The sequence below is a fragment of the Streptomyces sp. NPDC001156 genome, assembly GCF_053598275.1.
In genome coordinates this window covers 22,158-47,154 of the sequence record NZ_JBSFJX010000024.1, presented here as the reverse complement: position 1 = coordinate 47,154, position 24,997 = coordinate 22,158, and the positions used below count along the sequence as shown (strand labels likewise).

Below are 24,997 nucleotides of genomic sequence, written 5' to 3'. Positions count from 1 at the left end.
GAAGGACGAACGGCCGATACGCCAACTCCCCGGCAGAGACACCGGTTCGTCGCGATAGTGGGGCGCTCAGCTGACGGCAGGGACTTGCCGAGCGAAGCGGCGGACGGCATCGGCGAAGGCGTCCGCGTGGACGTCGTGGACCTCCGCCGGGACGGTGCGGAACTCGCGACCGAACTCGGTGCGGCACCACGGCAGGCCCTGTGCCGGCGGGACCGCAGAACTACCTGGGCAATCAATCGCTAGCCTCAGCCCGACCCGTTGGACACGTTCGCGCCGGGAGAGCCGGTTCGGCACCGTTCACGTAGGGTCGCCAGTCGGACGTGGTGCCCACCATCTGCCTGCAGAGCTCATGCCCGGAGGACGAAAATGACCTCGCAGCCCTACCTCACCGAACTCTTCTCACTGGAGGGCCGGGTCGCACTTGTCACCGGCGGGAGTTCAGGGATCGGGCGGGCCATAGCGGAGGCCCTCGCCCACGCTGGGGCCAGGGTCGTGATCGTGGCGCGCAAGGAGAAGGAACTGGCCGCCGCCGTCGATGAGTTGGTGGCCGACGACTGCCAGGCGGGGTGGGTGAGCGCCGACCTGGGCACGCGCGACGGAGTACGGGCGGCAGCTCGGGAGGCGGCGGCGGTGTTCGGGGAGCCGGACATCCTCGTCAACTCCGCCGGCATCAACCTGCGCCCGCCGATGGGCGAGCTGACGGACGAGGTGTGGGACGCCACCATGGCGGTGAACCTGGAGGCTCCCTACCTCCTCGGACAGTGCTTCGGCCCTGGCATGGCGGAGCGGGGATTCGGACGGATCATCCACATCACCTCGCAGCAGGCCCACCGGGCCTTCGTCCAGAGCGGTGCGTACGGGGTGTCCAAGGGCGGCCTCGAGTCGCTGGCCCGCTCGCAGGCGGAGGCGTGGTCGCCGTACGGCGTCACCTGCAACACGCTGGTCCCCGGCTTTGTGATGACTCCGCTGAACGAGCGCCTGTCCGCCGATCCGGCAAAGGTGGCGGAGCTTGCCGCACGGACGATGATCGGGCGCAACGGTCTGGCGGAGGACTTCGCGGGCGCGGCGGTGTTCCTGGCGAGCCGCGCATCCGCGTACATCACCGGCCAGTCGATCTTCATCGACGGCGGACTCTCGGTCCACTGACGCGTCCAGCGGGTTCTGCGGCCACTCCGAAAGAACCGGTCCCACATCCTGGCCAAGCACGTGGAGATCGGTACTCGGGAACTACGTGCGCGACTGCGGGGCGGGCCTGAAAGGGAGCGTCGCGCGGTGCCTCGGCGAAGCCGGTGACGTCGTACACCGTCCCTGTCGGCCACCCGGCCCGCGCCCCTCTCAGGCGGACCGTGTCCGCCGCGCCTCGCCCGGTAAGGTGGCGACCTTCGGTCGGCAGAAGCCGTACGGAGTCCTCGAAGGCCGGGCACATCATGCATCTCGCCGACCGTCCCGCACGCCGCCGCCTCAGCGCCGCACTGGACAACCTCGCCGTCACCTTCCGCGGTATGACAGCGCGCCCGGACGAGAACAACTGCGAGTGCCACTGGGGCAGTCCGGAGGAGCTCTCCCTGTTGAAGAGGCCGGACGTGGAGCTGGAGCCGGACCTCCTGCGCCGGACCTGGCGGGCCATCGACTGGACCGATCACGCAGCCGTGCTGCGGCGCATCCTGCCGCAGTTCGCCACAGCCCTGGTCGCCGGTCGCGTGGAACCGCTGTTCGGACTCGAAGAGGCCGGGTACTCATTCGCCCGCGGCCGCTGGCAGCAGTGGCCTGACGAACACGCCGGTCCGGTACGCGAGTTTCTGCATGCCTGGTGGGAGCAGAGCCTCACCGATCCGGACGCGGTCGTCCCGGCGCACCAGGTCTTCGTGATGTGTGCCGAGGCGTCCGGAACGCTCGGCCCCTGGCTTGCCGAATGGGAGAAGCAGACCGGGTACCTCAGCGACCGGCGTCTCGCCGAGGCGGCGGCGCAATGGGAGTACGAGCTTCTGGGGGACAGCCTCCCGTGGAGCGTCGACTGGTACGAGCACGACGAGGAGGAGATGCGCACCGAACTGGTCGCCTGGCTCCTCGGCCACGCTGCGGTGCGGCTCCGCGAATCGGGCGCATCGGCGGATCTGCAGCACCGGATACGGCTGCTCGGACTCACCGGCGAGGACCGCTGGACGGATCCCCACTGGCCCGGTCACCGTTACTGACGAGCAGTGCTCCGCTTCGTTTCCAGCTGATCGGGCACGCGTGGGGCACGGTGGACCTGCCCGTCGGTGCCCGATGCGGGCCATGATCTTCGGGGCTCGTGCCGATGGGGCCGGCTGAAGCCGCCTTGGACGTCCCGCAGTTGCCCTTGCAGCCCGCCTGGACTCAGCCGCGGGGGCTGCTGATCCGTTCGGGCTGGATCACAAAGAGGACCCGGACCTGGTCGCGGCCGCCGAACCACGGGTAGGGACCGCCGAGGTACTTCTGCGCGAGCGCCTCGATGTGGTCGGCCGCTCCCTCGGTGGTCACGCGCACCACACGGCCGCGGATCTGGACGTAGGAGGAAGGGTCCGAGGGGTGGGCGACTGCGATGGCCACCCGCGGGTCGCGCGCGATGTTCCTGGTCTTCTGATGCGACTCGACACTGTTGATGAGGACGTGCTCGCCGTCGGTGTCGACCCATGTCTGGGTGAGCTGCGGCGAGCCGTCGGGCATCGTGGTGGCGAGGTAGCAGGTGATGGGGCGGCGCAGCAGCGCCACCAGGTCCTCGCCGAGGGGTACGGGCACGGAGTTCTCCGGGGTGGTTGCGGTGTGGTGCTGGGGCCACGGTAGCCACGGCAGATGACCGGTCTCCCCCCGCCTCCGAACAGCAGCGCCCGCCGGTCAGCCGCGCCGCTCACCACTCGAACACGGTCCGCAGCCCCGGCCTCAGGCGTGTGCCTCCACCCGCTCGTCGGCGATGGATCCCTCCCCTGCCGAGCGGGTGCCCGGCTGGAAGCCGGTCGAGTCCAGCCTCCTGGACGAACTGTGCACCGGGTCCTACGCGGCCGCCACCAGCACCTGACACCGGCGGGCCTCCTTGCCCGATCGTTCGCCCCACGGGGGAAGCCGTGGTTGTGGCGCGGCCTCGTCTGCGTGTGGCCCCGTAGCCTATGCGCCCTGCAGACCGAGGTTGGCGCCGCTGCGCAGATCCGGGAATCCCTGCGCGATGAGAGCCGCGGGCTCGAGGCAGGCGTGACGAGTTGCCGCTCCGGTCGGGTTGCCGGCGCAGCCGAGCTGCTCGTACCGGGTGACAGCGGTCCGGAGCTTGCCCGCGACCGAACGCAGCGTCGCGAAGCCCTCGTGGCGCTCGATCTGCTCCAGAGCGAACGATGCGTCCGCTGCTGTGGCCTCTGCCGCGGAGCCGCACTGGGCAGTGAACATCCCCGCGGACGAGGTGGAGCAGGGTGATCCTGTGCCTGAACCGAACCGGGTCTCGTCGGAGGAGAGGCGGTCCTCCAGGACCGTCTTGACGCGTTCGGCAAGGGCTGCCTTGGACGACTGAGCAGCCTTCGCCTGGCCCGTGAGCGCAGCCGGTGAGGCGGCTCGGTCAGGGCTCGGCTCGGCGGGGGCGTCGCTGCAACCCGCCAGCAGCGCCAGAGCCGCCGTTCCGGCGCAGGCCATCCATATCAGCTGCCGTTTCACCAGGTCCCACCCCTCACCTCGCGCGTGCAGGGCGTGATCGTATCCCGGCCTCGACCATGTCCACTCAAGTTTCCGGACCGGCCATTACGGGAAGCTGCGACGACCCCAAGGGGCTGCGGTCAGGCGGTCAACGCGCCCAACTGACCGAACCGCCGTCAGCCCGAACCCCAGCCGGCGCCGCCGGCGAGATCACGCCCTTCGACCGCGCCCTCGCCGTTCGACTCGCCCACGACGGCCGCGCTCCCTACCAGACCCTGGCCAACGACCTCGGCGTGAGCCTCTCCACCGCCAAACGCCGCATCGAGCAACTCTCCCGACGCGGCCTCCTGCGGTTCCGCTGCGACTTCGCCCGCCCCCTCGGCGGCTGGCCCGTCGCGGTCACCTTCTGGGCCAAGGTCCCGCCCACCGACCTCCCCGAGATCGGCCGCGCCCTCATCCGCCTGCCCGAGACCCGCAACTGCGCCGCCGTCAATGGTCCGCACAACCTCATCCTCCAGGCCAGCCTGCACTCTGTCAGCGACGTCCTGCGCCTGGAAGCCCAGTTCGCCACCGCTCACCCGAGCTTCGAGATCCTCGATCGCGTGATCACCCTGCGCCAGGACAAACTGCTCGGACACCTCCCGGACCCCCACGGCCGCTCCATCGGGGTCGTGCCACCGGACCTCTGGGCCGAGCCGGCGATCTGAGGCACGCGTTGATCCGAGCCGGTCGGCGGAGTCGACACCTGCGGAGAGACCGGCGTCGGACGCGCGGATTCCGGCACCCCAGCCGCTCCCCAAGCCCTCCCCATTGCCGAAACAGCAGGCCGGCCGATCGTCGACCCTGACCGGCTCTCCGCCGGGGGCGTGTGGTTCGCTCACACCGAGCGATTCTTCGTATCGGTGGGAGGACACGATGGCTGCGCGCGGAGTGCTCTTCGCCCTGGATGCCAAAGACACTGAACGTCTCCTGGCGTGCCGGGAGGACGACGAGGTGATGGAACTCGTCGAGGAGATCGAAGAACACTGGGACATGGACCATCTTTGCGAGCTCGACAAGTCCTGGGACGCGCTGCACCGCTGCTTCACGGACGGCGATCTGTCCTTCGAGAACGGCGAGTTCCCGCTGTCGCACGTCATCCTGGGCGGCGTGCCGTTGTACGGCGGCGACGACTACATCGTCTGCTACGTCGACCCGGATCAGGTCCGCGACGTCGCGTCCGCGCTCGAACCCCTCGGCGCGCAGTGGTTGCGCGATCGCTTCGCCACGCTCACGTTCGCCGACTACCAGGGCGTCGCTGACGCGGACGACATCGCCTACACCCAGGCCTTCCTGCCCGGACTCCAGGACTTCTACCGTACGGCGGCGCAGAACGGCCGAGCGGTGATCTTCACGGTGGACCAGTAGACCGGGGCCGCGTCTGGACGAGACTGCGGCGGTGCGACGAAGGGACCTGATCTTCAGCGCCGCGCGCACCGCAAGCCTGGACGCAGCACCGGTCCAGCTACGCGGTGATCCCGTGCTCGCGGCTCGACTCGACGTAGACGGCGAGCACCGCAAACACCGACCGCACTGAGGCGTCCGCGACCTCAACTGCCCACCCGCTCACGGCCGTACGGACGGTCTCGTGACGCGCGAGGTGGGGGCGACCCCAGTGACACATGTCCACCGCCCTGCGCCAAGACCCGGTCGACCCCGTACAACTGGAGCTGGCCGGCGGCGTGGGCCGTGCCGCAGCCAGGCTCACTGCCCCTCTTCACCGGGCTGCCCGTCCTCCGTTTCCAGCGGGCTGCTCGCCATCGTCACTCGGTGCAGGCGGTCAAACACACCTTTCGCCGAGACATCACAGCAAAATGCGCGAACATGGCTGAAGAGGTCGTTTTGGTATGTGCCAGGGAGCCACAGAATGGACGCCTCGGACGAACTCCTTCACGAGCCTGAGCCGGCGGCTCTGCTGACGCCGGACGGATGCATCCGCGATCTCAACGCCGCGATGGCCACCGCGCTGGGCAGGCCGGTGGAGAAATGTCTGGGACGTGACTTCGGTGGTCTATGGCCCGAAAGTCAGCAGATGTTGGCCGAGAATCTCGTGGCCCACGCCGCGAGGACGAAGACGATCGCGATGCGGGCGCTGGAGTTCCCCGGGCCGGGCGGAGCAACCGTTGCCTGCTTGATCGAGGCGCGGCCGGTGGAGGATCCCGCACGTGGCGAGCGGCTGGTATGGGTGCACGCCTTGGACGCGGGAAACGACCTGGCCAGCCTTCTGATCCCGTTCCGGCTGGCGGCAAAGGCCAACGACCTCGGCCTGTGGATGTACTCACCTCAGGAGCAGAGGCTGGAATGGATGGGTGGCGCACCCACCCTGGCCGCGGTCTTCCCGGAGGCCACTGTCGCCATGTCCAGCGTGATCTCGCGAGTCCACCCTGATGACCGGGAGGCCCTGCGGCACCTCATGCGCTTGACCGCCTCCCAGTCCCCTGGATCAGGTTTCGGTACCTCACCGAGCACGATGGCTGGCACCGACTGGCCGCCCAGATCCGCCGGATCCGGCTGGGGTATGACGGCCCTGAACTGATCTTCGGGATGGTCCGCGACGACACCAAGCAGGAAAAACGCAGGGAGAAACTGCAAGCCGCGCTGGGTGCCGAGCGAGAGCGCGCCGAAGAGATCGCCGACTTCTCCTCCGCCTTGATCGCCGCAGCCACGGAACAGGAACTGCACCAGGTCGTCCTGACCCGTCTCACCGCGACCTTCGGCGGTGCAGGCGCCCTGCTCGCACTCGTCGACGACGACCGCCTGCGCGTCTGCGCCGATGCCGGGGTGGCCATGGAGAAGGTCGATGCCCTGCGCGGCCTGCGGCTGGACCAGCCGAGCCCGCTGCCCGAGGCGATACGCCGCGGCCGGGCGCAGTTCATCCCCGACCTGGACGACTACGTCCACCGCCGGCCGCATGGAGCCGGATTCCCATGGATCGACCGGCAAGGCAGCGACTACAGCATCTCCATCACCCCCCTCAGCGAGACCGGCAATCAGCCACTCGGGGCGTGGATGGTGTTCTTCGGCAGCGGACACCAGCCGTCCTTGGACGAGCGGACCCTCATGGGCACGCTGGCCGACCTGGCAGGCCAGGCGCTGCGGCGCATCAGGTTGCAGCAGGCGCGCGTCGAGCTGGCCACGGCGCTGCAGCAGACCATGCTGCCCAGGCTGCCCGAGCACCTGGCGGGCCTTGAGGTCGCCGCCCGCTACCGGCCCAGCCGGGACGGACTGGACATCGGCGGAGACTGGTACGACGCCTTCGTCATGCCCGACGGTGCGATCGCCTTGGAGATCGGCGACGCCCAAGGGCACGACGTGGACGCCGCGGCAGCCATGGGACAGATACGCGCCTCCATACGTGCGATCGCCGCCCATGAACCGGATCCGGCAACCGTGCTGACGCGCGCCAACGAACTGCTCGTCACGATGGGCGTGGCACGATTCGCCAGCTGCACCATGCTGCATCTCGACCCGCGCGACGGACGGATCATCGGCGCCAGCGCCGGCCATGTGCCGATGCTGTGCCCGCGCACGGACGGCAGCCACAGCATCCACGAACTGCCGGGCGGGCCGGTCCTGGGAATCCTGCCTGACACCGAGTACCGCGAAGAGACCTTCATCCTGGACGAGGACAGCGCCCTGGTCATGGTCACCGACGGCGTGGTCGAGGGACCGCGTCTCACGCTGGAAGCCGGACTGGAGCGAGCCGGAACGCTGGCCGCCCAGGCACTCCGCGACGGACTGGACGCGGAGGGGACCGCCGACCGAGTCCTCGACGCCGCGGTCGCGGTCGACCACCTCGACGACGTGGCGGTGCTGGTCATCCGACGGACATGACTGCCACAGGCCGGCGGATGCCATCGATCGGCCGAAGACGACGCCCACTCCGGCACAGGCTTTAAGATCCAGCCTCGTCCTTGCCGGGCCTCATCCTTGTACGAATCCGCCGGGGCTTGGCTGCTGCCCCTCGATCACGGCGCGGTGCAGGATGCCGCTCAGCCGCCAGACGACGGCGATAGTCAGCGCGGCGGCTCCGATGTGCAGAGCATCGCTGAGCATCACATGCCGCAGCGCCTGGCGGGCCTTGTCTGCTGTTACAGCGTGCTTCAGGGGCGAGTAGTCGAGCGTGGCCCAATAGCTGGCGGCCAGAACGGTGAGCCACCACACGGTCAGCAGGGGGTTACCGCGACGGCGTCGCGCCTCTGGCTGGGCGGCAGCCCACAGGTCGTTGACGAACATCTTCGGAACGAACAGCTGCGCCAGTGGAATCAGCCAGCCGAAGAGCACCCAAGCACGGTGGCGGCGCTGTCCCTGAGGCCAAACGGTCTCTGCGAGTGAGCGCATGCTGTCGAGCCAGAGGATGAACAGCAGCATGGTCACGAGGAACACTACCTGCAACCACCCGGTCAGGTTCCCGAACCACATGTCGGCCCTGACCAGAGCCTCGCCGTCGTCCGACTTCCTCAGCGGCAGTGCCAGTAGCACCTGGTACTTGTGCCAGCCTGCCACCTCGGTGGCCACCGTCAGCAACGCGAAGCAGACGAGCATGCCGCACGTCCATGGGGCGAGCCCGCGCGGCCACGCCGCCTTTCCACGCATGTCGTACCCCCGGAGGCCCGCTTGTGCGGACTTTCCGCAGGTCGCAGTGGATTTTAGCCACTGGTCCGAACGGAAGTCACGGCCCGCCTGCTGGGCCTGACGTGGCCCTGACGGGATCGCCGCAGACGGCAAGTCACGACGTGTGGCGCCAGACGCCAAGCATCATCGACCGTCGGCTCGTCGAGTGACCTTCGGTGCGCGGCATGGGCCTGACCACTGCAAACTCGCCTTTCCGGCCCGCTGTTGACCGCTGCGTGTGCCACGAGTGTGGCGCGCGACTCAGCACCTGCTGAGCCCGGCGACGCTATCGCTCGCGAATTGCCGGATACCCGTACAGGGCCTCGATCTGGCTCTCGGCGCGGGGGCACGCAGCCATCATCCCGTTCGGAGTCTCGTAGCTGCTGGACGGCTGTTCCGCGCAGGCCTTCTCGCCGTGCCACGAACAGCCGCCTCGCCTTCCGACCGTTCCCCCTTTGTGCAACGTCGCGTCGTAGGCGTGCTTCACGATGGCCACGAGAGCTCCTGAAGTGCACTGGGTCTGACGGCTCAACGGTAGCGAGAGCCAGCGGCTGAAAACAGGATTCGCGCTAGAAGCGCACGCCGGTGGGGTTTGTCTGGTAGGCCGGGAGTTCGGGCTGACAGGATCGGCTGATCTCGGCTGTCGGTGCAGGGTGCCAAGATCCCGGCATGGGCGTTCTTTTCGGGTACTTCGCCGCCGCTGACGACGACGACGCGGTCCGTGCCGTTGTGCGCGATGACGACGAGCCGACCGCGACGGGCTATGACGGGTTCGATGTCAATGCCATGGACCCAACCCTCGACCTGCTGCCGGCCGAAGTGCTCCTCACGGGCCGGACGGCCGAAGCAGTTCAGGCCGACCCCCGGCACGGTTACCTGGTCGCCCTGATCGAGGACGGGCAGCTCATGTGCCTGTCGCTCACGGCCGCCCTGCGTGATGCGCTCGCTGTGGCCGACCGGGCGTCGCTGCGAGGTATTGCCCTGGATTGGGCCGCATCAGACGTCTTCTCCACGCCGCCGAACCCGGACGGCCTTGCCGAGTTCCTCGACCGGGCAGCCGATTTGGCGGGCAGGGCGGTCGGACGAGGGCATCGTCTGTACTGCTGGATCTGTGTCTAGGGCCCTACCCATGGCCGTTCACCTCCGACCGACACCTCTGTGACACCTGGCGCTGAGCTGACAAGATCCGACTATGCCGGTGGATCCCTTGCTGGCCAGGGCCCGTGCGTTGTGGGAGGGCCTGGCGGCAGCGCCCGTGTCGTTCGCACCGCGGGGAGGCGTCAGCGTTGTCGCCTCGCCTGCGTCGAGTCTTTGCCCTCCCGGCTGGGTCGGCGTCGTGTCTCTGGGCGGTGCAGCGGTCGTGACCGCCCCGACCGAGCGCTCGGCAGCCTTGGTTCGGGATGGACTGGCAGCGCTGCCGGTGGAGGCGGTCACCGATGCCGACGCGGTGCGTGAGGTCTTGCCGGTAGTCCGGGTACTCGGCCCCGCCACGCTGTCCTACGCATCCCCTGACGTGTTCCGGTCGGCCTCCCCGGGCGCCCTGGCTGTGCGGCGACTTCCTGGTGACCATCCTGATCTGCGAAGCCTGGAGGTGGCCGCGGGCGAGGACGATGCCGGGGAGGCCGCTCTCAGGGAAATCACCTCGCCGGCCTTCGCGATTCGCGCGGGCGGTGGGGTGGTCGCCGCTGCCGGATACGAAGCCTGGCCGGGTCGGGTCGCCCATATCAGTGTGTTGACCGATCCTGCCTGGCGGGGAAGAGGCCTCGCTCAGGAGACGGCGTCGGCAACTGTGGCACACGCACTCGCCGCGGGACTGCTGCCGCAGTGGCGTGCTCGGCCACTCGCCTCTCGACGGGTTGCGGCCGCTTTGGGATTCCAGGAACTGGGCGCCCAGCTCAGCATCGAGCTCGCCTAGATTGGAGCGCGTCCCGCAGGGATCGCGATCGCACTGACCTGTGGCGATGGCGCACAGACGTGTGCCACGTGCCCGCCCGCTGTACATCGGCGTCATCACACAGTCAGACACGGTGGCGCATGTCAGCCGGCCTCACCGGACTCGGCGCGGGCCCTCGATGAGACGGCTGTACCCCTCAGGAGGGCGCGTCGGCCGGGGCCTCCGCGTGGGCGGTGGAGGTGGAGGGCTCGAACGCGGCGTCTGTGCTGGTCGTGGCGCCGCGCCGTCCCGCCAGTCGGCAGCCGAGGCAGCCGGGGTGCCCCTCGCGTACGGTGCGGTCCCGCACCCAGGCGCCCCACTGGTCCGCGGGCCGCGGGCCCGGCGGCTTGCCCCAGCCCGCGAGGTGCAGGACCCACACGACCAGTGCCGCCGCCGCCATGATGGCCGACCCGAGCCAGATCCCCGGGCGCCAGCCGACGACGCCCGCGCCGACGACCGTTGCGCCGACCGTGGCGATGCTGAAACCGGACCATCCGGCGATGGTGTGGCCTTCATCGTGGTGATCGCTCATGTGCCTTCCTCCCCGCGCCGTCGCCAACGACGCCTGGCAGTTGTCCCTTGGTGGGTAAGGAATCCGTCGTGCGTGTCATCCCCGTCCCAGTCAGCGCCAAGCAGATGCAGGCCGTCCACGGGCCGTACTGCACGCGCTTCGCGGACATGCTCGCCGAGTACACGCTGCTCTGACCGTGCGTCACCCCTGCCAGACGTCGGCTACCGAAGGGGCCAGTGCGCCGGCCTGGGCATGGCCCGCGCGGGCGGCAGCCGGCCGGCGCGTGTCATCCGTCATGTTGCGGCCCATCACACGGCGCGCAGCGCGGTCCGGGGACAGCAGGATCACACGCGCCCCGTTGTCCGACAGTTTCGTGGCCTGCTGCGAGGCGCTCGGATGCGGCCCGACCGCTTGGGGGATCGGCACGACTGCCAGCACTCGGCGGTATCCGCGTGCGAGTTGGAGGTTGGCGGTCGAACGACTGCCGCCGTCCATCCAGCGTCGGCCCGCCACGGTGACCGGAGGCCATACGACGGGCACGGCGCAGCTCGCCGCGACGGCCTCGAGGAGTGTCACTCCGGAGTGTGCGTCGAACACCTCAAGTTGTCCGGTCTGCGCGTCGATCGCCGTGATCCGCAGCTCTCGCTCGGGCCAGTCGTGCACATCGCCCAGGAGTGTGCCGACCGTGTCGAAGACGTCCGACTCCGGGCCGGTCGGGGCGTGCAGCGCTGCCCGGGCGAGGCGTTCGACGGACCGCTGGGGATCGCGGGGGCCGAGCGCCGCCCAGAGGAAGCGCGCTGTCTGGCGCGCCGTCACCGGGAGACGGACCGCGTCTGCCCCGGAGAGCTGGCGCTCGTACAGATCTGCGGCCGGGATGCCGGACAGGAGACGGGATCCGAAGACGGCACCGGCGGAGGTGCCGATCACGACGTCGGCGCTGCCGAGATCGATCCCGGCTTCGGTGAGCCCGGCGAGCACCCCGGTCAACCAGGCTCCGCCCACCGGTCCGCCGCCACCGAGTACGAGTGCGGTGTCGGACACGATTCCCCCTCCCCGTGAACGACCACGGACCTCCCGCCCGCGGGAGACAAAACGGGGACTGCTCCCCGGTTACTCGGCTGACGATAGCATCCGTACCGGGGAGTGCTCCCCGGTACGGGGGTGAGATGAGGGGAAAGACGATGGGCGACCGTTCGCCGGTAGGGCGCCGCGATGCGCTGCGCAACCGGAAGCTGCTGACGGACAAGGCCCGCGAGGTCTTCGCCGAACAGGGCTTGGATGCCCCGCTCGATGAAATCGCCCGGCGGGCGGGCGTGGGCAACGCGACCCTCTATCGCCATTTCCCGACCCGAGCCGCGCTCGTCGACGAGGTCTTCCGGGGCGCGCTCACGGAGACCACAGCGGCGGGCGAGCAGGCGCGAACCGCCGAGGACGCATGGACGGGACTGACGGAGTACCTGCGAACCGTGTTCGCGGGCCTGGCCGCAGACCGCGGCACCAACGACCTCATGACCACGAACCTGGAAGGCGTCACCTCCCTGGAGGCGATCCACGCCCACAACCGCACAACCATCGACGGGCTGCTCCGGCGCGGTCAGGAGCAGGGCACCATCCGCCCGGACCTCACCACAGAGGACCTGCTCTTCGCCCTGGCGGCACTGGGCCGGGCCGTTCCCGCGCTCACCACGGTCGACCCGGATGCCTGGCTCCGCCCGCTCACCCTGCTCCTCGACGGCCTTCGCGCCCCCTCGGACGCGCCCCCTCTGCCCACGTCGGCCCTCACTTCCGCCCAGCTCGGCCAGGTGCTGCTCAACCTGGGTCCGCACGGGCGGCGTTGAGAGGTTCCTGGCTCACGCGGTTCGCCCGGTCTGCCAAAGATCGTGCTGTGGCAGCCTTCCTCCCAGATGCGGGGCGCACTGCGTGTGGGAAGGTCATGCGGGCGATCGACCAGGATGCCGGCCCGGGCCGTGAACTCGTACTCGTGGGCGGACTGAGCCCTGCGGACGTCGTACTGGTTCATCGCGAGGCGCTTCGCGTTCTGCGCTCCGGCATCGACGCAGCCCACGTCGACGGCTACAGCGACGATGCCTGGCCACCCGCAGCGCTGCACTCGTACGAACGCGTGCTGTCCCTGGCCCGGGAGGCGACCGTCGAAGGCACTCGCTCCCGGCGTGCCGATCCCGGGATGGGCATCGACATCGACGTTCGCGACGACGCGCAGTTCAGGATTCTGTCGGACTTGGCCCCGCACACGATCAACGCCGAGGGCTGGTGGCGAGGCCGGCTGGTCTTCAGCGCCAGTGACTCGGGAACCACACTGTGGATTACCGTCACTCGGGAGCAGGAAGCAGAACTCCTCTCCCGACTGGACATGCTGGGAATCCCACCGAGCGCGCTTGCCGTCCGGGCGTGCGGCCGCTGAGGCGCCCCGCCTGCTGAGGGGGCACCATGATCCTCACACCGGACACACGGGACCGGTTGCGCGAACTGCTCGGTGAGTACGAGTCCACGTACGCCGTCCCGATGCGTGCCGATCAGATGCGACTGACACGGAGGACCCTGGGTGAAGGGGAGGCCGCAGTGGAGCGTGTCTTCCTGGCACTCGAGGTCTCTGTCACCCCGCCGGACGGAGCTCCGCAGCGGTGGCTGCTGAGCCTGGACTTCGACGAGGACGCCAGAGACCTCTTGGGCGACGACGCGCAGGAGGCCGACCTCAGAACTGTGGCTCTGATCATCTCGGCGAACATCGAAGAGTGGTGGCGGTGCAAGGACCGCGAGCCTGCCACGGCGGCCGTGGGGAGAAGGCTCTCGTAAGGAACGCCAGTGCGGTGGAGCGGCCGCCCGTCCGGTCGCAGCCGCCAGAAGTTCGTGGGAAAGCCCGCCGTCCCAGCGGTCTCCGGCGATCGCCGGCCTGCGCCGGGCCGCCCGTGTTCACCCCTCCGGGACGATCTGCCCGTCGCGTAGTTCCAGGACACGGTCGGCGATGGCCAGGAGCTGGGGGTCGTGGGTGGCCACGAGGGCGGTGACGGCCTGGCTGTGGACGACCGCGCGCAGCAGTTCCATGACGGAGCGGCCGGTCTCCGCGTCGAGCTGTCCGGTGGGTTCGTCGGCGAGGAGGAGGGAGGGGCGGTTGGCGAGGGCGCGGGCGATGGCGACGCGTTGCTGCTGACCGCCGGACAGCTCGCCGGGGCGCTGGGCGGCGTGGTCCTCGAGGCCGACCAGGCTGAGCAGCAGGGCGACGCGGTCCTCGCGTTCGCGGCGCTCGGTCCTGTGCAGGCGCAGCGGGACACCGACGTTCTCCGCCGCGGTGAGGACGGGCAGCAGGCCGAAGGACTGGAAGACGAAGCCGATGTGGTCGCGGCGCAGTTCGAGCAGTTCCTTCTCGCCGAGGCCCACCAGTTCGGTCCCGGCGACGCGCACGCTGCCGGAGTCCGGGCGGTCGAGTCCGCCGACCACGTTCAGCAGGGTGGTCTTGCCGGAACCGGAGCGCCCCTTGAGCGCCACGAGCTCTCCGCGCGGCACAGCGAACGACACCTCGCGCAGGGCGCGCACAGCGGTGTCCCTGCGGCCGTAGGTCCGCGTGACCTGGTGAACCGTGACCATGTTGCCGTCCGGTAGTGCCGGTTCACCCCCCGTCGGGCCGTCCGCCCGGTCCAGCACCCGTTCGCTCATGGCGGTCAGCATAATCGCGCCTGTGGATCACCTGACAGACCCCTGACGGACGGGTACGTTGTGCCTCGTGTTCTCATGACCGCAGCGACAAAAGGGAGAACAGGGAAGGCTTCGCCGGGGGACGGGGCCGGCTGCGTACCTCTGCGTGGGTGCGCGGGACGGTGGCGGGGAGAGTTTTGACGGGGTTCGTGTTGCTGCGCGCACGCGCGCACTGGCTGCTGCTGGGAGCCGCGCTGCTCTGTGTGGTGCTCACCACCTGCGTACTGGCATCGCTCGCGGCGTTCAGCGGAGCGGTCGGGGACGCCGGGCTGCAGCGTGCCCTGCAGGACCAGGCGGCCGCGCGCACCCTGGTCGAGGCCAACGCGGATGTCACTCCGACCAACCGGGCCGCACTCGACACAGCCGTGCGCAGGACCGTTCCTGCAGCCTTCGACAGCATGCCGGTACGGGTGGCCGCCAGCATCCAGTCCGCTTCCTACGGCCTGCCCCGCGCAGTCGGCACCTCCCCTGACGCCGACCCCGATCTGACGCTGCTGGCCACCCTCGACCCCTCGCGGGTCACGCTGACCGGCGGAACCCGTCCCGGCCCGCCCGAGGCCGGACGCCCGGTTCCCGTCGCCCTGCCCGAACAGGCCGCCCGGGCGCTGGGCCTGCACACCGGGGACCGCATCACCCTCAGCGACCGGCGCGACGGCCGGCCGCTGCACGTACGGGTGACGGGCTTGTACCGGCCGGTCGACCGCACCGACCTGTACTGGCGGCTCGACCCGCTGAGCGGCCGGGGTGTGCGGACGCTGTCGTTCACCACGTACGGCCCGATGCTTGCGGACCCCGGCGCCTTCACCTCCGGGGCCGTCGCACCGGACCACATGTCCTGGCAGGCCCGCGCGGACTTCTCCGCCATGACCACGGCGCGCATGGACCGTCTGCGGCACAGCATGCAGCAGACGCTGCATGACCTGAATCGGTCGACGAACGGATCCGTCAGAGCCCACAGCGAGTTGCCGGATCTGCTGACGGACCTGCGCCGCACGCTCCTGGTGAGCCGGTCCACGGTGTTGATCAGCACGCTGCAGGTGGTGCTCCTGGCTGCCTTCGCACTGCTCCTGGTGGCCGGCCTGCTCGCCGGGGAGCGGGCAGGCGAGATCGCGCAGCTGCGGGCCCGTGGCGCCTCCCGCGCCCGCGTGGCGGGGCTCGCGGCGGTCGAAGCCCTGCTGCTCGCGCTGCCCGGGGTCGTGGTGGCGCCCCTGCTCGCGGGCCCGCTGCTGCGGTTGCTGGCCGGCCACGGCCCGCTGGCCCGCGCGCAGGTGCGGCTCGACGGCTCACCGGCCGGGACCTGGACCGTGGCCGCCGTCACCGCGCTGGTCTGCGCGCTCGCCGTCGTGGGCCCGGCGCTGCGCCGCTCCGGCACGTACGTCGATGAGCGGAACACCGGCCGGCGCCGGGACAAGCTGCCCGGGATCGTGAAGGCCGGGGCCGACGTGGCGCTCGTCGTCGTCGCGGTGCTGGCCTACTGGCAGCTGTCCCGCCGCGCTTCGGGCTCCGGAGTCCTGACGGTCGACACGGGCGGCGCCCTGGGGGTCGATCCGGTGCTCGTGGCCGCGCCGGCGCTCTGCCTGTGCGCGGGCGCGGTGCTGGCCCTGCGGCTGCTGCCGCTCGCGGCCCGGCTCGGTGAGCGGCGGGCCGCCGGCACTCGCGGACTGGCGACGGCGCTCACCGGCTGGCAGCTGTCCCGCCGGCCCGGACGGGGAGCGGGCCCGGTGCTGCTGGTGGTGCTCGCCGTGGCGATGGGGGTGTTCGCGACCGGCGAGTACGCCAGCTGGGCGCGTTCCCAGCGCGATCAAGCCGACTTCGCGGTCGGCGCGGACCTCCGCGTGGCCGACTCGTCCACCCCGTCCTTCGCCCAGGGTGGGGTCTACGACGGCGTTCCCGGCGTCGTGGCCGCCGCCCCCGCTGTCCGCACCCAGGTCTCCCTGCCCCAGGACCGCGACGCCACCGTGCTGGCCATGGACACCGAGGCCGCGGCCGGGGTGCTCCACTGGCGCGACGACCTGGCGGACCGCTCACCGCGCCGGCTGCTCGGGCCCCTCCACTCCGGTGCGCAGGCGCAGGGCAGATCTGCGGGCTTCGTACTGCCGGAGAACGCCGGCCGGCTGAGGATCACCGCGCGCCTCGAGGTGCTCGGCCCGGCAGGCACCTCGCCTCGGAGCACGGTCGCCCCGCGTCTCATCGCCACCGTCACGGACCGGTACGGCGTCCCGTACACCTTCCCCCTCGGCACGCTGCCCCCCGACGGCCGCCCGCACGTGCTGACGGCGGACTTCGCCGCCGAGTCCGGCCGGGCCCAGGGCGCTGCCCCCGCCGGCCCGCTGCGGCTGACCGGCATCAACGCCGGCTACCGCCTTCCGCGACACGCCGAGGAGCACCGTCTGACGGTCACCGGACTCAACGCCGTCCTGACCGACGGACGCACACGCGCCGTCCCGGTGCCGGCCGGTGCCGTCTGGGGCGCCCGCGTGCTGACCCCTATCCCGGGTGCCTCCGCGCCGCGGGCCACGGCGTCCCGCTCCACCGCCGCGGCCCCGCTCTCCGTCAGATACGGCACCGGGCACGAGTCGTCGCCGCAGGATCCGAGTGGGGTCATGACCGGAGAGCTCGTCCTGCGGGCCGACACCGCCGCCGTCCCCGTACCGGCCGCGCTCGCCACCGATGCCTTCCTCCGCGCCACGGGTACGCATGTGGGCCAGACGGCGGACGTCAACCTGGGCAGTACGACGCTGACGGTCCGCGTCACCGCGGCCGTACGCGCCCTGCCCACGGTCGTGCCGCCGGCCACCGATGACGGCGGTGCCCTGCTGCTCGACCTGCGCGCCGTGAACCGGGCCCTGGCGGATCACGGCGGGGTGGTGCTGCAGCCCGACGAGTGGTGGCTCGCCACGGACCACGGCGCCGCCTCCCGTGTGGCGACGGTGCTGCGCGGCCGTGCCGATGCCGCCTCCGTGCTCGTCCAGGACGAGGAGCGGGAGAGACTCAAGGCCGACCCGCTCGGTGCGGGCCCGCAGGCGGGCCTCCCGGCAGCGGTGGTGGCCGCGGCGGTGCTGGCCGCCGTGGGCTGCGCCGTCGCGGCGGTCGGCGCGTACCGGGAGCGTGCGGACGAACAGGCGGTACTGCGGGCCCTGGGCGCCTCCCGGCGCTCGCTGGCCCGTGGGGCCGCCGCCGAGCAGGGGCTGCTGCTGGCCGTCGCGGTGGCCGTGGGCGTGGCCTTGGGCGTTCTGCTCACGCGCCTCGTCGTACCGCTGATCGTCCTCACGGCGCAGGCGGCCCGTCCGCTCCCGGCCCTCCGTGTCGAGCTGCCCGCGGGCCCGGTGGCACGGCTGCTGATCGCGGTGACGGCGGTACCGCTGCTCGTGGTCGTACTGACGGCCCTGCGGTCCGGCGAACCGGCCCAGGCCCTGCGCCGCCAGGGAGGTGAATGACATGCCCGCCCTCCCGCGCCGCCGGCCCACGTACGCCGGAAGCGGCACCGCGCCCACCGGCACCGCACCCTCGGCCGACGCCCCCTGGATACGCACCCGTCTGCGCGCGGCACCCGGCGCCACGCTGGCCTTGTCGCTGCTGGTTCTGGTCACCGCGTTCCTCGCGGCGGCGCTGCCCCGCGCGATCGACGTCCAGGAGGACTCCGCCCTGCGCGACATCGTGGCGCGGGCGAGCGTGGCCCATCGCAGCGTCACGGCGTCGCTGGACGTGTCGTGGCTGTCCTTCCCCTACGACGCCAGGTCCCTCGTCACCCCCCGGTCCCTGGCCTCGACCGAATCGACGTTCCAGAGCGTCGTACGCCCGCCCCTCGCTCTGGACGGGCGGCAGACCGTCTACGGCGTGCGGACGGCTCAGGCCGTGCCCGCCACGGATCCGTACCTGCCCCGGCCGATCCGGCACATCGACCCGCAGGCCACCCTCGTCGCCCAACCGGACCTCGACCGCTTCACGCGCGTCGTGGACGGACGACTGCCCCGGCCGGGCTCCGGCGCCGGCAGCGTCGAGGCGGCCGTCACCGAGCGCACGGCGCACATCATGCGTCTGCGCACGGGTTCCGTGGTCCATCTCGCCGAAGCGGGCGGAGCCAAGCTGACGGTGCGGATCACGGGCGTCGTCCGGCCCCAACACGCCGAGGCCTCCTACTGGAACGCGGAGCCGGACCTCCAGGCGCCGAAGCTGTCCACTGTGCCCGGCAAGCCCCGCCAGGACCCCGAGTTCTACTGGCACTTCACCGCCCTCGTCGACCAAAGGGCCGCGAGCGCCCTACTCGGCCTGCACGAAGGCGTCACCACCTACTGGCACCACCCCGCCGACACCGACGCCCTGACCGCGCGCAACGCCTCCGCCGTGGTGGACCGTGTCACCTCGCTCACCAGCGGCCCGCAGGCCGCGCGGCTCCAGCAACTGACCGGGCTGCGCGGGTTCACCGTCCAGGAGGAGGGTCTGGCCACCCTCGTGGAGCCGTTCGGAAGGGAACGGGCTGCCACCGAGCCATTGATCATGGTCGCGGCGGTCGGCGTCGGGACGGTCGCCGTCATCGTGCTTCTCATGGCCGGCGAACTGGCCGCCGCCCGGCGGCGCACGGAGCTGACGCTGATGCGCGCCCGCGGAGCGGGCCTGCGCGGCCTGGCGGTGCGTCTGCTCGGTGAGAGCACCCTCACGGCGGTGCCGTCCGCGGCCGCCGGACTGGTCCTCGCCCTGCTGCTGATTCCGACGCAGCGCTCCACGGCCGCCGTATGGGCGGCGAGTGGGGTCGCGGCCGTCGCGTCGCTGGCTCCGCCCCTACGTGCCCTGCTCTCCGTCCGCGCCGTGCGCCCGGGCGAGCCGGAGGACCTCGTGCGCGCCCGCCCCTCGCGGCGCCGCACCGTGGCCGAGCTGACCGTCGTCCTCGTCGTGACCGGCGCCGTGCTGGCGCTGCGCCGCCGCGGTACGGCGGACGGCGGTCTCGACCTGCTCACCGCGGCCGCTCCCGTCCTCGTCGCGGTGGTCGCCGCAGTGGTGCTGCTCCGGCTGTATCCGCTGCCGCTACGGCTGCTCGCCCGGCCCGCGGCTCGCCTCCGGGGAGCGGTCCTCCCCCTGGGCGTGGCGCGCGCCGGCCGTGCTCCCGCCACGGCCACGCTGCCGCTGCTCGCCGTCCTGGTGGCGCTCACCGTGACCTCGTTCGGCGGTGCGGTCCTGTCCGGGGTGGCCGCCGGGCGGGACCGGGCGGCCCTCGCGGCCGTCGGCGCGGACGCCAGCATCGAGGCGCCGGCCGCCCTGCCGTCCGGTCTTGCGGAACGCGTCCACCGCCTCGGCGGCGTGCGCGACGTGGCGGCCGTCCGCATCGATGCCGATCAGCACACGGAGCGCGGTGGGATCACGTACGACCTGCTCATGGTGGACCCCGGGTCCTATGCGCGGCTCGCCGCGGTGACGGGCGTGGACGGCCACTTCCCGGCGGCGGTGCTGGACGGTCGCCGTGCGGGCGCGCTCGCAGCGGTGGTGTCCCCACGGCTGGCAACGGAGTTCGGCCGCGACCCGATCACCATGCAGACGTCCGCCGGCCCCTTCGACGTGCGGGCTGTGGCGACAAGGGACGCCGCCGCCGTGGTGCCGGACGGCCGGAACTTCGTCATCGTGTCGACGAAGGCCGTGGCACGTGCCCATCCCGACTGGCTGGAGGCGTCCGCTCTGGACCCCACGGCGCTGTACGTGACCGGCGACCACGTCGACGGCACGGCCCTGCGCACCACCGCTCACCAGGCGTCGGCCCGACTGACCGTCAAGCTTCGGTCACAGGAGCGGGCGGCTCTGAAGGCCACCGCGCTCCAGTCCGGTGCCCAGCGCGTGTATCTGGCGGTGGTCGCGGCTGGCGGCGGCTACTGCGCCCTGGCCCTGCTGCTCTTCCTGTTGCAGAGCTCACCGCAGCGCCGTACCGCGCTGGCCCGGCTGCGCACCATGGGCATGCAGGCGCGCCAGCGTCAGTGGCTCGCCGTGCTCGACATGCTGCCGCAGATCCTGCTCGGGGCGGTCGGCGGCATGCTCACCGGTCTCGCCGTGGTCCCGCTGCTGCGGCCCGGGGTCGACCTGACCGCTCTGGCCTTCACCAGCCGGCCGCCGATGGCCGATGTGCCGGCGGTGGTGCTGGACACCGACCCGCTCGCACTCGTCCTGCCGTCGGCGGGACTGCTGGCCGTGGCGTGCGCCGTGCTCGCGGCCCAGGCGTGGCTGACCGGACGGCGCGGCGAAGGCGCGAACCTGAGGATGGGGGACCAGACATGACGGAACAGACCTCGGCGGCGCCGGACGAGCTCACGCTCGCCGACCTGGAGCGGCGCGTCGCGCAGCAGCGGGAGCAACCCGCTCACGGCCACGACGCGCTGATCGTGTGCGACCGCCTCGTGCGCATCTTCGCCGGCCAGGGAGGGGAGGTGCAGGCCCTGCAGGGGCTGGACCTGCTGGTCGCGAAGGGCGAACTCATGGCCCTGGTCGGCGCTTCGGGCAGCGGCAAGTCCACGCTCCTGAACATCCTGGCGGGCCTGGACGTCCCCACCGCGGGCGGCGCCTCGGTCGCGGGCTTCGACCTGCTGGCCATGGACAGCAGCTCCCGGCTGCGCTACCGGCGCGAAGTGGTGGGCTTCGTCTGGCAGCAGACGGCGCGCAACCTGCTGCCCTACCTCACGGCCGCCCAGAACGTGGCCTTGCCCATGCGCCTCGGCGGCATCGTCAAGGGCAGGCGGCAGCGCGCCGACCGCACCGCTGAGCTTCTGGAGATGACCGGCGTGGCCCACTGCCGCGACCGGCGTCCGGATCAGATGTCGGGCGGCGAGCAGCAGCGCACCGCCATCGCCGTGGCGCTGGCCAACCACCCGGCCCTGGTCCTCGCCGACGAGCCCACGGGCCAGCTCGACTCCGCCACCGCCGAGCAGGTCTTCGCCACCTTCCGCACCGTCAACGAGGAACTCGGCACGACGGTCGTCCTGGTCACCCACGACACCGCCGTCGCCTCCGCGGTCGACCGCACCGTCGCCATCCGCGACGGCCGCACGGCCTCGGAGGTCCTGCGCCGCACCACCACCGACGACCAGGGGCGCACCACGACCACGGCCCGCGAGTACGCCACCGTGGACCGCGCCGGCCGCCTCCAACTGCCGCGTGACTTCACCCAGGCCCTGGAGATCCGCGAGCGCGTCCTGCTGGAACTGGAGCCCGACCACATCACGGTGCGGCCCGACGAGACGCCGTAGCCCGTAGCGGTGCCCGGTTGCCCTCGGGGGGTGTCTCCGAGTTGCGGCGTCGGTGACGCTGACGAGGTGCGCAATGCCGTCGGGGGTACGGCGCCTGCGCTCTTCGCATCCGGTTCGGCGGCGCGTCTCGTACGGGCCGGTGAAGTCGGGGAGTACGGCCTCCGCAGCCGGGCTCAGACTGACGTCATCCAGTCGTCAGTGACCACCGGCGTCGCTCGCGTCAGGGCCCGGACCGTAATCAGCCCGGGACCTTGCGCTGGGCCTCACGCCCAATAGCCTCAGGACATGCGGACCTCGGTGGCACATTTCTATGACGAGCTGGCCGATGACTACCATCTGATCTACGCAGACTGGGACGCAAGCATGCGTCGGCAGGGAGAGGCCCTCGACGGTCTGATCGGCCGCGAGCGCGCGTCGGTGCTCGACTGCTCCTGCGGCATCGGCACGCAGGCCATCGGCCTGGCGTTGCGCGGGCACCGCGTCATCGGGACGGACCTCAGCACCCGCGCCGCGACGCGCGCTGCCGGTGAAGCCGCTCAGCGGAACGTGACGCTGCGCACGGCCGCCGCCGACATGCGACGCCTGCCGTTTCGCGATGCCCAGTTCGACACCGTCGTCTGCGCCGACAACGCCCTGCCTCATCTGCTGACGGAGCAGGACGTCCACGCCGCCCTGGCGGAGATGCGCCGCGTACTGCGTCCCGCCGGCCTGCTGCTGCTCAGTACCCGCCCCTACGATGACCTGCTGCGTAACCGCCCCGTTTCAGCGCCTCCACAGGTCCACCAGTCCGCGGACGGGGGAGAACGGACCGTCACCTTCCAGCTCTGGCACTGGCACGAGGACGGCGAGCGCTACGACCTGGAGCACTTCCAACTGCTGCCGGCTGACGGAGAATGGCGCGTCAAGGTCCGCCGGACCGCCTACTGGGCGCTCGGTCGGGACCGGCTGGCCGGCCTCGTGACCGACGCGGGGTTTGTGGACCCCGAGTGGCGGATGCCGCAGGAGACGGGTTTCTTCCAGCCGCTGCTCGTGGCACACGCGGGCGGGTAGGTGACTCCACCACCCTGCGGACGGTGTGCCGGTGGTTCGCTACGATTCGGCGGCTGTGTCCCCGTAGTGGGTCGCGCCCTGATGGAAGGAACCCATCACGTCAACTGCCTCGTGGCCGAGGGCTAGTTGGGCCAGTTGTCGCTTCAGGCGATCCAACGCTGTCCATGCACATCGGGGTTGACCTTGAAAGCTCTGTGTAAGAGAGTCACGGAGCTTTGGCACCGGTGGTGTCCTGGGCGCCTCCGCGATGACAGCATCCTCTCCTGATCAATCGTGTCGACGCTGGGTGAGGCTGTGGTTCAGGGAGACGAAGTGGTCAAGGCTCTTCTGACGGCGATGGCGACCTTGGAGGATCTCGGTCAGGTCGGGCACGACTCGCACATGGCATTGAGCACCTTGGAAGGCATCGCTGCTGAGCTGAGCAGGATGGCTTCCGGTGAGCGCCGGCGGTTCCTCGAGGCGCTGGAGCGCGTGGCCTCGCACGAGCCGGACCGAGCCACCTGGATCCGGGGTCTTCCAGACGCACTGGGCCTTGATCGTTCGTGATCAGGCGCTGAGTGTCGCCGGCGCTGCCGCGGTGTCGTTGTCGCATGGACCGGTGTCCCAGGTACCCGTGGCCCTCCTTCATCTGCCCGACCGGGATCTTCGCGGAACACGTTCGTGATCACTCGGCGGTAAGCGATCTCCGCTGAGAACGGTCACTCCCTGCTGAGACCGGTCACGCGCCTTGGGCTGTCACCTGCGGCGGTCTTGGACGCCCCCGATGACCTGGGACGACCTCTGTCGTTCGGCTGCCGCGTACCCTGTCCGAGTCGCTGGGGGCCGGCGCAAATTTCTTCGAACTCTCGCGTTGCACCGTCATGGGTGGTGGACACGTAGGGACGGAAGCAGCGAGAGGAAGCCATGGCCATCGACAGCGAGGACGAGTTCACCGATGTCTACCGCGCTCACTACGAGGACGTGCTGCGGTTCGTCCGCCGGCGTGCTCACCCGATGAACGTGGACGACATCGTCGGTGAGACGTTCCTCGCCGCGTGGCGTCGTCGCAGCGGGCTGCCGGAGGACCCACGTCCGTGGCTCTTCGGCACCGCGCGCAACGCGATGCTCAACGCCCACCGCGGGCAGCGCCGCCAGACGGCTGTCGCGGTGCGTGTCATGGAGAACGGTGGCGACGACAGCTACGACGGTTTGACCCAGGCCGAGGAGCGTATGGACCTGGTGGCCGAGAAATAAGACGTCCTCTTTGGTAAATGTGAAAATGCCCCGGAGGCCGGCCTGCCAGTAGATGGGGTGCGGCGTACGCTGACTGGATGTAGGCGAGTCCCGCAGCGCAGCATGTGAAGGGACAACTTTACGGCTGGACCACAACAGGGGACGTGGCCCGTCGCGACGCAGCACGGCGTGCCGGCGCAGCACGTCCCGCCTCGCAGACAACCGTGGGATACGGCCCTTTAACCAGTTCACCTCCGCGCATTGGCTCGCAGGTTCGGCCCCGCCCCGCGAATCCCTGAGGAGTCCGAAGCCGTGTCTTCCAGAAGAGTGCTGATCTCCGGCGCGTCACGAGGCATCGGCCGTGAGGTGGCCGATCGTTTGAACGCCAACGGCCACCATCCGATCGGGTTGGCCCGCTCCGCTCCACAGGAATTCCCCGGTGAGTTCTACACCGTGGACCTCGCTGATCGCACCGCCACCGCGCGCACCCTCGACGACATCCTGCAGCGCGGCACCGTCGACGCCCTGGTCAACAACGTCGGGATCGTCCGCCCCGCCCTGCTGCCCGAAGTGGACCTGAACGACCTGCTGACCGTCTACGACCTGAACGTCCGCACCGCCGTACAACTGACCCAGGCAGTTCTGCCCGGAATGGCCGAGCAGCGCTGGGGTCGCATCGTCAACGTCACCAGCCTCGTCACCCTCGGCCTGCCCGAGCGAACCTCGTACGGAGCCGCCAAGGCAGCGCTGGACTTCTGCACTCGCGCCTGGGCCGGCGAACTCGCCGGCGAGGGAATCACCGTCAACTCGGTCGCTCCCGGTCCGACGGAAACCGAACTGTTCCGCCAGCACAACCCGCCCGGATCGCCCGGTGAAGCCCGCTACGTCGCCGGTGTTCCGCTCGGTCGCCTGGGTCAACCCCGCGAACTGGCCGCCGCAGTCTGCTTCCTGCTCTCCGAAGACGCCGCGTTCATCACCGGCCAGACCTTGCGCGTCGACGGCGGCGCCAGCGTCGGCTGACCGAGAAGCGGGCACGGCGATCGAGTACTTCGACACCGGAGGGCAGGC

The 24,997-nt window shown here is 70.8% G+C and carries 25 protein-coding genes; 18 read left to right on the top strand and 7 right to left on the bottom strand.

Going from position 1 to position 24,997, the window contains the following annotated elements; all coding sequences use genetic code 11:
- Positions 1 to 366 precede the first annotated feature (366 nt).
- Together ACWDA7_RS15200 and ACWDA7_RS15195 are read left to right on the top strand one after the other, a co-directional pair.
- Entirely contained in the window at positions 367 to 1,146 is a 780-nt protein-coding gene (locus ACWDA7_RS15200) for an SDR family NAD(P)-dependent oxidoreductase (RefSeq protein ID WP_450604654.1), read from the top strand.
- Between the two features lie 281 nt (positions 1,147 to 1,427).
- Entirely contained in the window at positions 1,428 to 2,195 is a 768-nt protein-coding gene (locus ACWDA7_RS15195) for a hypothetical protein (protein WP_450604653.1), read from the top strand.
- Between the two features lie 163 nt (positions 2,196 to 2,358).
- Here the strand turns inward: ACWDA7_RS15195 and ACWDA7_RS15190 are convergent, their stop codons facing one another.
- A complete protein-coding gene (locus ACWDA7_RS15190; RefSeq protein WP_359408710.1) occupies positions 2,359 to 2,760 on the bottom strand; it encodes a PPOX class F420-dependent oxidoreductase in 402 nt (133 codons plus the stop codon).
- Positions 2,761 to 3,123: 363 nt separating this feature from the next.
- Positions 3,124 to 3,657 carry a hypothetical protein gene (locus tag ACWDA7_RS15185; RefSeq protein ID WP_450604651.1) on the bottom strand — a complete coding sequence of 178 codons (534 nt, stop codon included), beginning with the start codon at positions 3,655 to 3,657 and terminating at the stop codon, positions 3,124 to 3,126.
- Positions 3,658 to 3,713: 56 nt separating this feature from the next.
- Here ACWDA7_RS15185 and ACWDA7_RS15180 point away from each other — a divergent pair, with 56 nt between their 5' ends.
- The 4 genes from ACWDA7_RS15180 to ACWDA7_RS15165 all read left to right on the top strand — a co-directional run bounded on the left by ACWDA7_RS15180 (position 3,714) and on the right by ACWDA7_RS15165 (position 7,509).
- Positions 3,714 to 4,343 (top strand): Lrp/AsnC family transcriptional regulator, encoded by a 630-nt coding sequence (locus ACWDA7_RS15180; protein ID WP_450604649.1) that lies wholly within the window; start codon positions 3,714 to 3,716, stop codon positions 4,341 to 4,343.
- Positions 4,344 to 4,551: 208 nt separating this feature from the next.
- Positions 4,552 to 5,043, top strand: coding sequence for a YfbM family protein (locus ACWDA7_RS15175; protein WP_450604648.1), 492 nt, complete (start codon positions 4,552 to 4,554; stop codon positions 5,041 to 5,043).
- A gap of 499 nt (positions 5,044 to 5,542) precedes the next feature.
- On the top strand, positions 5,543 to 6,211 hold the full coding sequence (locus tag ACWDA7_RS15170; RefSeq protein ID WP_450604646.1) for a PAS domain-containing protein: 669 nt from the start codon (positions 5,543 to 5,545) through the stop codon (positions 6,209 to 6,211).
- A gap of 8 nt (positions 6,212 to 6,219) precedes the next feature.
- On the top strand, positions 6,220 to 7,509 hold the full coding sequence (locus tag ACWDA7_RS15165) for a PP2C family protein-serine/threonine phosphatase (RefSeq protein WP_450604644.1): 1,290 nt from the start codon (positions 6,220 to 6,222) through the stop codon (positions 7,507 to 7,509).
- Between the two features lie 90 nt (positions 7,510 to 7,599).
- On the opposite strand, the gene ACWDA7_RS15160 is transcribed toward ACWDA7_RS15165, so the two are convergent.
- Together ACWDA7_RS15160 and ACWDA7_RS15155 are read right to left on the bottom strand one after the other, a co-directional pair.
- Positions 7,600 to 8,220, bottom strand: coding sequence for a DUF4328 domain-containing protein (locus ACWDA7_RS15160; RefSeq protein ID WP_450604642.1), 621 nt, complete (start codon positions 8,218 to 8,220; stop codon positions 7,600 to 7,602).
- A 355-nt stretch (positions 8,221 to 8,575) separates the two neighbouring features.
- Positions 8,576 to 8,785 carry a hypothetical protein gene (locus ACWDA7_RS15155; protein WP_450604640.1) on the bottom strand — a complete coding sequence of 70 codons (210 nt, stop codon included), beginning with the start codon at positions 8,783 to 8,785 and terminating at the stop codon, positions 8,576 to 8,578.
- Positions 8,786 to 8,958: 173 nt separating this feature from the next.
- Here ACWDA7_RS15155 and ACWDA7_RS15150 point away from each other — a divergent pair, with 173 nt between their 5' ends.
- Both ACWDA7_RS15150 and ACWDA7_RS15145 read left to right on the top strand, forming a co-directional pair.
- On the top strand, positions 8,959 to 9,408 hold the full coding sequence (locus tag ACWDA7_RS15150) for a hypothetical protein (protein ID WP_450604638.1): 450 nt from the start codon (positions 8,959 to 8,961) through the stop codon (positions 9,406 to 9,408).
- Positions 9,409 to 9,649: 241 nt separating this feature from the next.
- Entirely contained in the window at positions 9,650 to 10,204 is a 555-nt protein-coding gene (locus tag ACWDA7_RS15145; protein WP_450604637.1) for a GNAT family N-acetyltransferase, read from the top strand.
- Positions 10,205 to 10,379: 175 nt separating this feature from the next.
- Here ACWDA7_RS15145 and ACWDA7_RS15140 read toward each other — a convergent pair whose 3' ends face one another.
- Together ACWDA7_RS15140 and ACWDA7_RS15135 are read right to left on the bottom strand one after the other, a co-directional pair.
- Positions 10,380 to 10,754, bottom strand: coding sequence for an HGxxPAAW family protein (locus ACWDA7_RS15140; RefSeq protein WP_450604635.1), 375 nt, complete (start codon positions 10,752 to 10,754; stop codon positions 10,380 to 10,382).
- Between the two features lie 180 nt (positions 10,755 to 10,934).
- The gene (locus ACWDA7_RS15135; protein ID WP_450604633.1) at positions 10,935 to 11,774 is read right to left on the bottom strand and encodes a patatin-like phospholipase family protein; all 840 of its coding nucleotides are present in this window, start codon (positions 11,772 to 11,774) and stop codon (positions 10,935 to 10,937) included.
- 140 nt (positions 11,775 to 11,914) lie between these two features.
- On the opposite strand from ACWDA7_RS15135, the gene ACWDA7_RS15130 reads away from it, so the two are divergent.
- The 3 genes from ACWDA7_RS15130 to ACWDA7_RS15120 all read left to right on the top strand — a co-directional run bounded on the left by ACWDA7_RS15130 (position 11,915) and on the right by ACWDA7_RS15120 (position 13,547).
- Positions 11,915 to 12,571, top strand: coding sequence for a TetR/AcrR family transcriptional regulator (locus ACWDA7_RS15130; protein WP_450604631.1), 657 nt, complete (start codon positions 11,915 to 11,917; stop codon positions 12,569 to 12,571).
- Between the two features lie 95 nt (positions 12,572 to 12,666).
- Positions 12,667 to 13,155: a hypothetical protein gene (locus tag ACWDA7_RS15125; RefSeq protein ID WP_450604629.1), complete on the top strand. Its 489-nt coding sequence runs from the start codon at positions 12,667 to 12,669 to the stop codon at positions 13,153 to 13,155.
- 26 nt (positions 13,156 to 13,181) lie between these two features.
- Positions 13,182 to 13,547, top strand: coding sequence for a hypothetical protein (locus ACWDA7_RS15120; RefSeq protein ID WP_450604628.1), 366 nt, complete (start codon positions 13,182 to 13,184; stop codon positions 13,545 to 13,547).
- Positions 13,548 to 13,664: 117 nt separating this feature from the next.
- On the opposite strand, the gene ACWDA7_RS15115 is transcribed toward ACWDA7_RS15120, so the two are convergent.
- Positions 13,665 to 14,405 (bottom strand): ABC transporter ATP-binding protein, encoded by a 741-nt coding sequence (locus ACWDA7_RS15115; RefSeq protein WP_450604626.1) that lies wholly within the window; start codon positions 14,403 to 14,405, stop codon positions 13,665 to 13,667.
- Positions 14,406 to 14,581: 176 nt separating this feature from the next.
- On the opposite strand from ACWDA7_RS15115, the gene ACWDA7_RS15110 reads away from it, so the two are divergent.
- From ACWDA7_RS15110 to ACWDA7_RS15080, 7 genes are all read left to right on the top strand, one after another.
- Positions 14,582 to 17,881, top strand: a complete 3,300-nt coding sequence (locus ACWDA7_RS15110) for an FtsX-like permease family protein (RefSeq protein ID WP_450604624.1) — start codon at positions 14,582 to 14,584, stop codon at positions 17,879 to 17,881.
- Between the two features lies 1 nt (position 17,882).
- Positions 17,883 to 20,702 (top strand): hypothetical protein, encoded by a 2,820-nt coding sequence (locus tag ACWDA7_RS15105; protein WP_450604622.1) that lies wholly within the window; start codon positions 17,883 to 17,885, stop codon positions 20,700 to 20,702.
- Entirely contained in the window at positions 20,699 to 21,667 is a 969-nt protein-coding gene (locus ACWDA7_RS15100) for an ATP-binding cassette domain-containing protein (protein WP_450604620.1), read from the top strand. The genes ACWDA7_RS15105 and ACWDA7_RS15100 overlap by 4 nt, the downstream gene beginning before the upstream one ends.
- Positions 21,668 to 21,952: 285 nt before the next feature.
- The gene (locus ACWDA7_RS15095; protein ID WP_450604619.1) at positions 21,953 to 22,717 is read left to right on the top strand and encodes a class I SAM-dependent methyltransferase; all 765 of its coding nucleotides are present in this window, start codon (positions 21,953 to 21,955) and stop codon (positions 22,715 to 22,717) included.
- A gap of 273 nt (positions 22,718 to 22,990) precedes the next feature.
- Positions 22,991 to 23,263: a hypothetical protein gene (locus ACWDA7_RS15090; protein WP_450604618.1), complete on the top strand. Its 273-nt coding sequence runs from the start codon at positions 22,991 to 22,993 to the stop codon at positions 23,261 to 23,263.
- Between the two features lie 357 nt (positions 23,264 to 23,620).
- Complete coding sequence (locus ACWDA7_RS15085) at positions 23,621 to 23,950, top strand: RNA polymerase sigma factor (protein ID WP_450604616.1); 330 nt, start codon at positions 23,621 to 23,623, stop codon at positions 23,948 to 23,950.
- 291 nt (positions 23,951 to 24,241) lie between these two features.
- Positions 24,242 to 24,949, top strand: coding sequence for an SDR family oxidoreductase (locus ACWDA7_RS15080; protein WP_450604614.1), 708 nt, complete (start codon positions 24,242 to 24,244; stop codon positions 24,947 to 24,949).
- Positions 24,950 to 24,997: the final 48 nt, after the last annotated feature.

What these genes read in the sequence shown, in the direction of transcription:
- ACWDA7_RS15085 (WP_450604616.1), top strand. Translation starts at nt 23,621, where the DNA reads ATGGCCATCGACAGCGAGGACGAGTTCACCGATGTCTACCGCGCTCAC.
- ACWDA7_RS15160 (WP_450604642.1), bottom strand. Translation starts at nt 8,220, where the DNA reads ATGCTCGTCTGCTTCGCGTTGCTGACGGTGGCCACCGAGGTGGCAGGC.
- ACWDA7_RS15125 (WP_450604629.1), top strand. Translation starts at nt 12,667, where the DNA reads ATGCGGGCGATCGACCAGGATGCCGGCCCGGGCCGTGAACTCGTACTC.
- ACWDA7_RS15165 (WP_450604644.1), top strand. Translation starts at nt 6,220, where the DNA reads ATGGTCCGCGACGACACCAAGCAGGAAAAACGCAGGGAGAAACTGCAA.
- ACWDA7_RS15120 (WP_450604628.1), top strand. Translation starts at nt 13,182, where the DNA reads ATGATCCTCACACCGGACACACGGGACCGGTTGCGCGAACTGCTCGGT.
- ACWDA7_RS15195 (WP_450604653.1), top strand. Translation starts at nt 1,428, where the DNA reads ATGCATCTCGCCGACCGTCCCGCACGCCGCCGCCTCAGCGCCGCACTG.
- ACWDA7_RS15200 (WP_450604654.1), top strand. Translation starts at nt 367, where the DNA reads ATGACCTCGCAGCCCTACCTCACCGAACTCTTCTCACTGGAGGGCCGG.
- ACWDA7_RS15140 (WP_450604635.1), bottom strand. Translation starts at nt 10,754, where the DNA reads ATGAGCGATCACCACGATGAAGGCCACACCATCGCCGGATGGTCCGGT.
- ACWDA7_RS15180 (WP_450604649.1), top strand. Translation starts at nt 3,714, where the DNA reads ATGTCCACTCAAGTTTCCGGACCGGCCATTACGGGAAGCTGCGACGAC.
- ACWDA7_RS15175 (WP_450604648.1), top strand. Translation starts at nt 4,552, where the DNA reads ATGGCTGCGCGCGGAGTGCTCTTCGCCCTGGATGCCAAAGACACTGAA.
- ACWDA7_RS15150 (WP_450604638.1), top strand. Translation starts at nt 8,959, where the DNA reads ATGGGCGTTCTTTTCGGGTACTTCGCCGCCGCTGACGACGACGACGCG.
- ACWDA7_RS15100 (WP_450604620.1), top strand. Translation starts at nt 20,699, where the DNA reads ATGACGGAACAGACCTCGGCGGCGCCGGACGAGCTCACGCTCGCCGAC.
- ACWDA7_RS15115 (WP_450604626.1), bottom strand. Translation starts at nt 14,405, where the DNA reads ATGAGCGAACGGGTGCTGGACCGGGCGGACGGCCCGACGGGGGGTGAA.
- ACWDA7_RS15105 (WP_450604622.1), top strand. Translation starts at nt 17,883, where the DNA reads ATGCCCGCCCTCCCGCGCCGCCGGCCCACGTACGCCGGAAGCGGCACC.
- ACWDA7_RS15170 (WP_450604646.1), top strand. Translation starts at nt 5,543, where the DNA reads ATGGACGCCTCGGACGAACTCCTTCACGAGCCTGAGCCGGCGGCTCTG.
- ACWDA7_RS15095 (WP_450604619.1), top strand. Translation starts at nt 21,953, where the DNA reads ATGCGGACCTCGGTGGCACATTTCTATGACGAGCTGGCCGATGACTAC.
- ACWDA7_RS15130 (WP_450604631.1), top strand. Translation starts at nt 11,915, where the DNA reads ATGGGCGACCGTTCGCCGGTAGGGCGCCGCGATGCGCTGCGCAACCGG.